The following is a 7,371-nucleotide window of genomic DNA, read 5'->3' as shown; positions in this document are numbered from 1 at the left end:
GCAGCCTGCGGCAGCTCCTACGCAAAGCATCTCCCGTGATACGCCTATAACAAGAAACCGGAGAACCACCATGTCGTTAAGCGTGTTCGACCTGTTCAAGATTGGCATCGGCCCCTCCAGCTCCCACACCGTCGGCCCGATGCGCGCCGCTGTGCGTTTCGTCGAAGGCTTGCGCCGTGAAGGGCTGCTGACGGCCACCACCTGCGTCAAGGTCGAGCTGTACGGCTCGCTCGGCGCCACCGGCAAAGGCCACGGCAGTGACAAGGCTGTGCTGCTGGGCCTGGAAGGTGAACACCCGGACACCGTGGATACAGAAACCGTCGCTGCGCGCCTGCAAGAAATTCGTGGTAACGGCCGCTTGAACCTGCTCGGCGAACACAGCATTGCGTTCAACGAGAAAGAACACCTGGCGATGATTCGCAAACCCTTGCCCTATCACCCCAACGGCATGATTTTCCGCGCCTTCGACGCAGCGGGCCTGCAGGTCCGCAGCCGCGAGTACTACTCGGTCGGCGGCGGTTTTGTGGTCGATGAGGACGCCGCCGGCGCCGATCGCATCGTCGAAGACGCCACGCCCCTGACCTTTCCGTTCAAAAGTGCCAAGGATCTTCTCGGTCATTGCGTCAAATACGGGCTGTCGATCAGCCAGGTGATGCTGACCAACGAAAGCGCCTGGCGCCCGGAAGCGGAAACCCGCGCCGGCCTGCTGAAAATATGGCAAGTGATGCAGGACTGCGTCGCCGCCGGATGCCGCAATGAAGGCATCCTGCCCGGCGGACTGAAGGTCAAACGCCGGGCCGCCGCGCTGCATCGGCAATTGTGCAAGAACCCGGAATCGTCTTTGCGCGACCCGTTGTCAGTGCTCGACTGGGTCAACCTGTACGCCCTGGCGGTCAATGAAGAAAACGCCAATGGCGGGCGCGTGGTCACCGCCCCCACCAACGGCGCGGCCGGGATCATTCCAGCGGTGCTGCATTACTACATGCGCTTTATCCCGGGCTCCAATGACGACGGCGTGGTGCGTTTTCTGCTCACTGCCGCAGCCATCGGCATTCTGTACAAGGAAAACGCCTCCATCTCCGGCGCCGAAGTCGGCTGCCAGGGCGAAGTCGGCGTCGCCTGTTCGATGGCCGCCGGTGCCCTGTGCGAAGTGCTTGGCGGCACTGTGCAACAAGTGGAGAACGCCGCGGAAATCGGCATGGAACACAACCTCGGACTAACCTGCGACCCGATTGGCGGGCTGGTGCAAGTGCCTTGCATCGAGCGCAACGCCATGGGCTCGGTCAAGGCCATCAATGCCGTGCGCATGGCTCTGCGCGGCGACGGACAACACTTCGTCTCCCTCGACAAGGTCATTCGCACCATGCGCCAGACCGGCGCCGACATGAAAAGCAAATACAAGGAAACCGCCCGTGGCGGTTTGGCGGTCAACATTATCGAGTGCTGATGCGCGCTCATCTGCACCCTTCTTCAGGAGCTGAATATGTCCACCGAACAACTGTTGAAAACCCCGTTGCACGCACTGCACATCGAACTCGGCGCGCGCATGGTGCCGTTCGCCGGCTACGACATGCCCGTCCAGTACCCGCTGGGCGTGATGAAAGAACACCAGCACACCCGTGATCAGGCCGGGCTGTTCGATGTCTCGCACATGGGCCAGATCCGCCTGACCGGCGCCAATGCCGCCAAGGCCCTGGAAACGCTGGTGCCGGTGGACATCATCGATCTGCCGGTGGGCATGCAGCGTTACGCCATGTTCACCAATGCGACGGGCGGCATCCTCGACGACCTGATGGTCGCCAACCTGGGCAACGACGAACTGTTCCTGGTGGTCAACGCCGCCTGCAAGGACCAGGACCTGGCCCACCTGCGCAAGCACATTGGCGACCAGTGCACGATCGAGCCGCTGTTCGAAGAGCGCGCTCTGCTCGCCCTGCAAGGCCCGGCTGCCGTGACCGTGCTGGCACGCCTGGCCCCTACAGTTGCAAAGATGACCTTCATGCAGTTCGCCCGCGTGAAGCTGCTGGGTGTGGACTGCTTTGCCAGCCGCTCGGGTTACACCGGTGAAGACGGTTTCGAAATCTCCGTACCCGCCGCGAACGCCGAAGCCCTGGCTCGCGCGCTGCTCGCTGAAGCCGAAGTGGCCGCCATCGGCCTTGGCGCCCGCGACTCCCTGCGCCTGGAAGCGGGTTTGTGCCTGTACGGTCATGACATGAACACCGAAACCACGCCGATTGAGGCGAGCCTGCTGTGGGCGATCTCCAAGCCGCGTCGTGCCGATGGTGCGCGGGCCGGCGGCTTCCCTGGCGCTGAAAGCGTATTCGCCCAGCAACAGGCAGGCGTGAACCGCAAACGCGTAGGTTTGTTACCACAGGAACGTACACCCGTGCGTGAAGGCGCCGAGATCGTCAACGAAGCCGGCGACATCATCGGTAGCGTCTGCAGCGGCGGTTTCGGGCCAACCTTGGGCGGGCCGCTGGCCATGGGTTATGTCGACAGCGCTTATATCGCACTGGACACACCGGTTTGGGCGATCGTTCGTGGGAAAAAGGTGCCTTTGCTTGTAAGCAAAATGCCATTTGTTCCACAACGCTACTATCGCGGCTGATTGAATGTTCCTATAAGTAACGCGGTTGCGTTAACGGTGCACTAATGTGTAACGCAACCGCCATATAACAGTGCACCGTTTGGCTATAAGCTTCGATTATGAACTTTGCTTATAACGATCGAAAACAACTGAACAAGACCAGGGAATAAGCCCCCGCTAGTGGACTGACTTTGCCATCAACCTGAGGAAATACGGGGCCTTCACAGGGCTTGTTTTTTCTCCCGTAGTTGGCGTAGAGTTTGTTCACTGTGTTTGCATGGGTCGCTTGGAATCGTGACCTGGGCAGTAGCCTACAAGTTAGCTACATCCCGTTCGACGTCTTCTTACTCTCCTGCAACCAGCCCCAGTACTCTTTCATGAGAAGGAGACTGTCATTAATTTTTTGCGTCAAAGGAAATAAGAAATGTCCCAACGTCAGAGCGGTACCGTCAAGTGGTTTAACGACGAGAAAGGTTTTGGTTTTATCACTCCTGAAAGCGGTCCGGATCTGTTCGTGCATTTCCGCGCTATCCAGGGCAACGGCTTCAAAAGCCTGAAAGAAGGCCAGAAAGTGACTTTCATCGCCGTGCAGGGCCAGAAAGGCATGCAGGCTGACGAAGTACAAGCAGAAGCCTGATCTTCTGTAACGAAAAAGCCCCTGATGCTGACATCAGGGGCTTTTTTGTGCGCGTAAATCCGTAAAATGGCTTCTTTTTTCTGCCCCGAGGCTGCCATGTCGAAACACCTTCTCAACCCCCAGGGCGACTTCCCCGCCGCTCCCCTGGGTCGTCGCCTGGCAGCGATGTTCTATGACTTCCTGTTGTGTACCGCCCTGCTGATCGTCACCAGCGGCATTTACAAGATGATCCAGATGGCCATCCTCGGCGAAGAAAAAATGCGCACACTGACCGAGGCCGGCGCGCTGGACGGCGACCCATTGCTCTCGACGGTGCTGCTGTTTGTGCTGTTCGGCTTTTTCGCCAAGTTCTGGACCTGGTCTGGCCAGACCCTGGGCATGCAGGTGTGGTGCATTCGCGTGCAGAACGCCGATGGTTCACCCATCAGCCTGTGGCAGGCGCTGTTGCGGTTTGTGGTGTCGATTGCTTCATGGCTGTGCGCAGGGCTGGGTTTTATCTGGCCACTGTTCGATAAACAGAAGCGCAGCTGGCATGACATGTACTCCAACACTCAGCTCGTACAAATTCCGAAGAAAACCAGGTAAACCGCCAGATGCAAAAACGCCCCGATCCTATCGGGGCGTTTTTTTGGCGGCCGGCGAATCAGGCGTTACCCGCCAGCTTCATCCGCGCAGCCTGAGTGAAGTCGAGCATGCGCTTCAATGGGCGAATCGCCTGCGGAATCAGCGCAGGATCGACAAAGATCTCGTTCGCCCCTTCTTTCAAGCACTTTAGCGTGCGCTCAAGCGTGTTCATGGCCATCCACGGGCAATGTGCGCAACTACGGCAGGCTGCGCCGTTACCGGCCGTTGGCGCTTCGATGAAGACCTTGTCCGGGCACAGCTGCTGCATCTTGTAGAAAATGCCGCGGTCGGTCGCAACGATCAACGTCTTGTTCGGCAGGCTCTGTGCCGCCGCGATCAACTGACTGGTGGAACCCACGGCATCGGCCAATTCAATCACCGATGTCGGCGACTCCGGGTGCACCAGAATCGCCGCATCAGGGTACAGCGCCTTCATGTCTTCAAGCTGTTTGGACTTGAACTCTTCGTGAACGATGCAGGCACCGTCCCACAGCAGCATGTCAGCACCGGTCTGGCGCTGAATGTAAGTGCCCAGGTGTTTGTCCGGCCCCCAGATGATGGTCTCGCCGTTATCCATCAGGCTTTCGACGATCTCCAGTGCGCAGCTGGACGTCACCACCCAGTCCGCCCGGGCTTTGACCGCCGCCGAGGTATTGGCATACACCACGACGGTGCGTTCCGGGTGCTGATCACAGAACGCCGAAAACTCGTCCACCGGGCAACCCAGGTCCAGCGAACACGTCGCTTCGAGGGTGGGCATCAGCACACGTTTTTCAGGGTTGAGGATTTTCGCGGTTTCACCCATGAACTTCACACCGGCGACCAACACGGTCTTGGCCGGATGTGCGTTGCCGAAGCGGGCCATCTCCAGCGAATCGGAAACGCAACCACCGGTTTCTTCGGCCAGGGCCTGAATCACCGGATCGCAATAGAAGTGGGCAACCATCACCGCGTCCTGAGCCTTGAGCTCGGCGGCAATGGCGGCACGGTAATAAGCTTCTTCCTCGGCAGTCAGCGGCTTGGGCTGCTTGGCGTCGAGGTGAGCCTGAACCAAAAGGCGTTCGGAAATCTGCGTCATGTTCGCAAGACCTGCAGGCGCGTTTGCGCGAAAGTCGAGTATACACCCGGCTCCGGACCCTTCTGGGTACCGCCGGGAAAGTGAGTATTCATCAGGCACGGACAGCGTTGAAGATGCGCAAGGCTACAGAATATCCCGCAGATGCAAAAGATGATTCTGACCTGCACTGCCCCGCGTGCTCTACAGCAATGCTCATAGGCAAATAGATTTGTAGTGAGAATGTATGAATCAGTAAACACGGCCACTACAATGCCAGCTGCCAACAGGGACGCGATAGCAGGTAGAAAATGCAATTTCATAAAAATATCAACGCATTACGAGCACTCGCCGTCATATCCGTAGTGCTTTTCCACTTCAAGATCGAAGGGTTCGGTGGGGGGTTTGCGGGGGTTGACGTCTTTTTCGTCATATCCGGCTTCCTGATGACCGGAATCATCTTTACCGGCCTCCAAAAACAAAATTTCTCCCTCCTTGGGTTCTACGCATCAAGAGCACGCCGAATTGTTCCGGCGCTATTGGCTCTGTGCGTTGCGCTATTGGTGTTCGGCTTCGTGTTTCTACCCTTGGACGACTACCGGGACACCATCAGAACGATCAAAAGCAGCTTGCTCTTCAGCTCAAATTTCATGTTTGCCAAAGGCGGGAGCTATTTCGATGCTCCGCTGCACGAGAACTGGTTGCTGCATACCTGGTCGCTGTCAGTTGAGTGGCAGTTTTACATGCTCTATCCCGTGCTGCTCATGGCGCTATACAAATGTTTTGGTGCCCGCAAGACCACCCATGCACTGATGGTGTTGGCCTTGATGTCCTTCGGCGCGTCCATCCTTGTGACGAAGGCCAATCCCGTATTTGCGTTCTACATGCTGCCAACCCGTGCCTGGGAGCTGATCGCGGGGGGACTGGTATTTCTGTTTCCCCTTCAACTCGGCAAGCGCAACAGCACGGTTTGCGAGGGACTCGGGCTGCTGGCAATTCTGACCAGTGTGTTCTGCTTTTCTGAGCAGGATCTCTGGCCGGGGTATCTTGCGGCGCTACCGGTCTTGGGCACAGCGCTAGTGATCTACGGGAATACTCAGTCAGTTTTCAGCAACCACAAGGCTCTGCAATTCACCGGAAAAATCTCTTACTCCGTTTACCTGTGGCATTGGCCGCTGGTGGTGTTTCTCTATAGCTGCGGCTTGCTTACGAGCGTGCCGCACATTGTGGGAGCAATCGCTCTTTCGTTCGTGTTGGGTGCACTTTCGTTCTACCTGATTGAGTCGAAGGTGAAGAAGATTACGTCTGCGCCAGGAACGATCCTCAAATTCGCGTCATACGCAGTAGGGGTTGTTGCCTTGTCAGCCATAACATCCTCGGTAGTGAAGAACCACCCGGCCGTGCGGTTTGCATTTGTCGACTTGGGGCAGCCCGAATACACCAGCAAGCTGTACCCGCAGGAGTGCTACCCCAACAACTATGCCGCCTCCGATTGCAAACTCGGGACGGGTGAAGTGTCGGTCATCCTGTTTGGCGACAGTCATGCACAATCTACGGCTGCGGCTGTCCAGATGGAGAACCAGCAGGCCGCATTGTCTTGGGCTCGCGGCGGCTGCCCCCCACTGCAAAACTTCGCAATGCGAGACAAAGAGCTGGAAAGCCAATGCCAAGCGTTCAACCATGAAAAACTGGAAGTATTGAAAAGGTCGTACCAGGGCATCCCTGTAGTGCTGTTCAGCAGGGCGGCGCTGTACTCAGACCCAAGCAGAAACAACAGCTACCGTATTTCCTTCCCTGAACAGAAGAACCTGGATGATTCATCATTTGTCGAGACCTACACGGCGCAATACTCCGACGTCGTCTGCTCGATCGCGAAAAATCATCCGGTTTATATGGTGAAGCCGATTCCGGAAATGCCCTTCAGCGTCTACAAAGGCTTGAATCTGCATCGGCGGATATTCCAGCAGGCATCAGACATTTCGATCCCGCTGTATGAGTATGAGCAGCGCAACAGGAACGCTATCGCCGTAATTGAAGCAGTTGCAAAGCGTTGCAACGTAACGGTGGTAGACCCAACTCCATACCTTTGTCCTGACGGACACTGCATGGGGTCCAAGGACGGCGTTCCACTGTACTTCGATGACAACCATCTCGTGGATGCCGGCAATCAACAGCTGAAGGGGTTGTTCAAAGGAGTGGCGAAAGGCATATAGGCCCTGGGAGGCGCTCCAACGCCTCCGCCAGGGTCAGACAGGGTGTCTTTGAGGATGCCCTCGTCAATGACTCATGTGGCCCGCAAATCGAGCATCAACGCAGCCAGGTCACCGCCAGACGAAACACTTACCTAACCAAGCGCCTGCTGAACGACTCATCCATCGCCACCGCGCAGTGGGCGCAGCTTCGGTCGCTCTGCTTTATTGCAGGCAAAAAAAAATCCGGAAATCCTCACTTGCGTGGGCCTTCCAGACT

General features: G+C 57.3%; 6 protein-coding genes. 5 read left to right on the top strand and 1 reads right to left on the bottom strand.

Features of this window, described 5'->3' with window-relative positions; all coding sequences use genetic code 11:
- Positions 1 to 70 precede the first annotated feature (70 nt).
- The 4 genes from VC35_RS20380 to VC35_RS20365 all read left to right on the top strand — a co-directional run bounded on the left by VC35_RS20380 (position 71) and on the right by VC35_RS20365 (position 3,809).
- A complete protein-coding gene (locus tag VC35_RS20380; protein WP_046042223.1) occupies positions 71 to 1,447 on the top strand; it encodes an L-serine ammonia-lyase in 1,377 nt (458 codons plus the stop codon).
- A 36-nt stretch (positions 1,448 to 1,483) separates the two neighbouring features.
- On the top strand, positions 1,484 to 2,608 hold the full coding sequence (gene gcvT / locus VC35_RS20375; protein ID WP_046042222.1) for a glycine cleavage system aminomethyltransferase GcvT: 1,125 nt from the start codon (positions 1,484 to 1,486) through the stop codon (positions 2,606 to 2,608).
- A gap of 403 nt (positions 2,609 to 3,011) precedes the next feature.
- A complete protein-coding gene (locus tag VC35_RS20370; protein ID WP_007977299.1) occupies positions 3,012 to 3,224 on the top strand; it encodes a cold-shock protein in 213 nt (70 codons plus the stop codon).
- 96 nt (positions 3,225 to 3,320) lie between these two features.
- Positions 3,321 to 3,809, top strand: a complete 489-nt coding sequence (locus VC35_RS20365) for an RDD family protein (protein WP_046042220.1) — start codon at positions 3,321 to 3,323, stop codon at positions 3,807 to 3,809.
- A 58-nt stretch (positions 3,810 to 3,867) separates the two neighbouring features.
- Here VC35_RS20365 and nadA read toward each other — a convergent pair whose 3' ends face one another.
- The gene (gene nadA / locus VC35_RS20360) at positions 3,868 to 4,926 is read right to left on the bottom strand and encodes a quinolinate synthase NadA (RefSeq protein WP_046042219.1); all 1,059 of its coding nucleotides are present in this window, start codon (positions 4,924 to 4,926) and stop codon (positions 3,868 to 3,870) included.
- 287 nt (positions 4,927 to 5,213) lie between these two features.
- On the opposite strand from nadA, the gene VC35_RS20355 reads away from it, so the two are divergent.
- Entirely contained in the window at positions 5,214 to 7,115 is a 1,902-nt protein-coding gene (locus tag VC35_RS20355) for an acyltransferase family protein (RefSeq protein ID WP_046042217.1), read from the top strand.
- Positions 7,116 to 7,371 lie beyond the last annotated feature (256 nt).

The sequence above is a fragment of the Pseudomonas fluorescens genome (assembly GCF_000967965.1).
GTDB lineage: Bacteria > Pseudomonadota > Gammaproteobacteria > Pseudomonadales > Pseudomonadaceae > Aquipseudomonas > Aquipseudomonas grandcourensis.
Note: the sequence above shows the minus strand (reverse complement) of the source record. Positions and strands in the feature narration are given on the sequence as shown.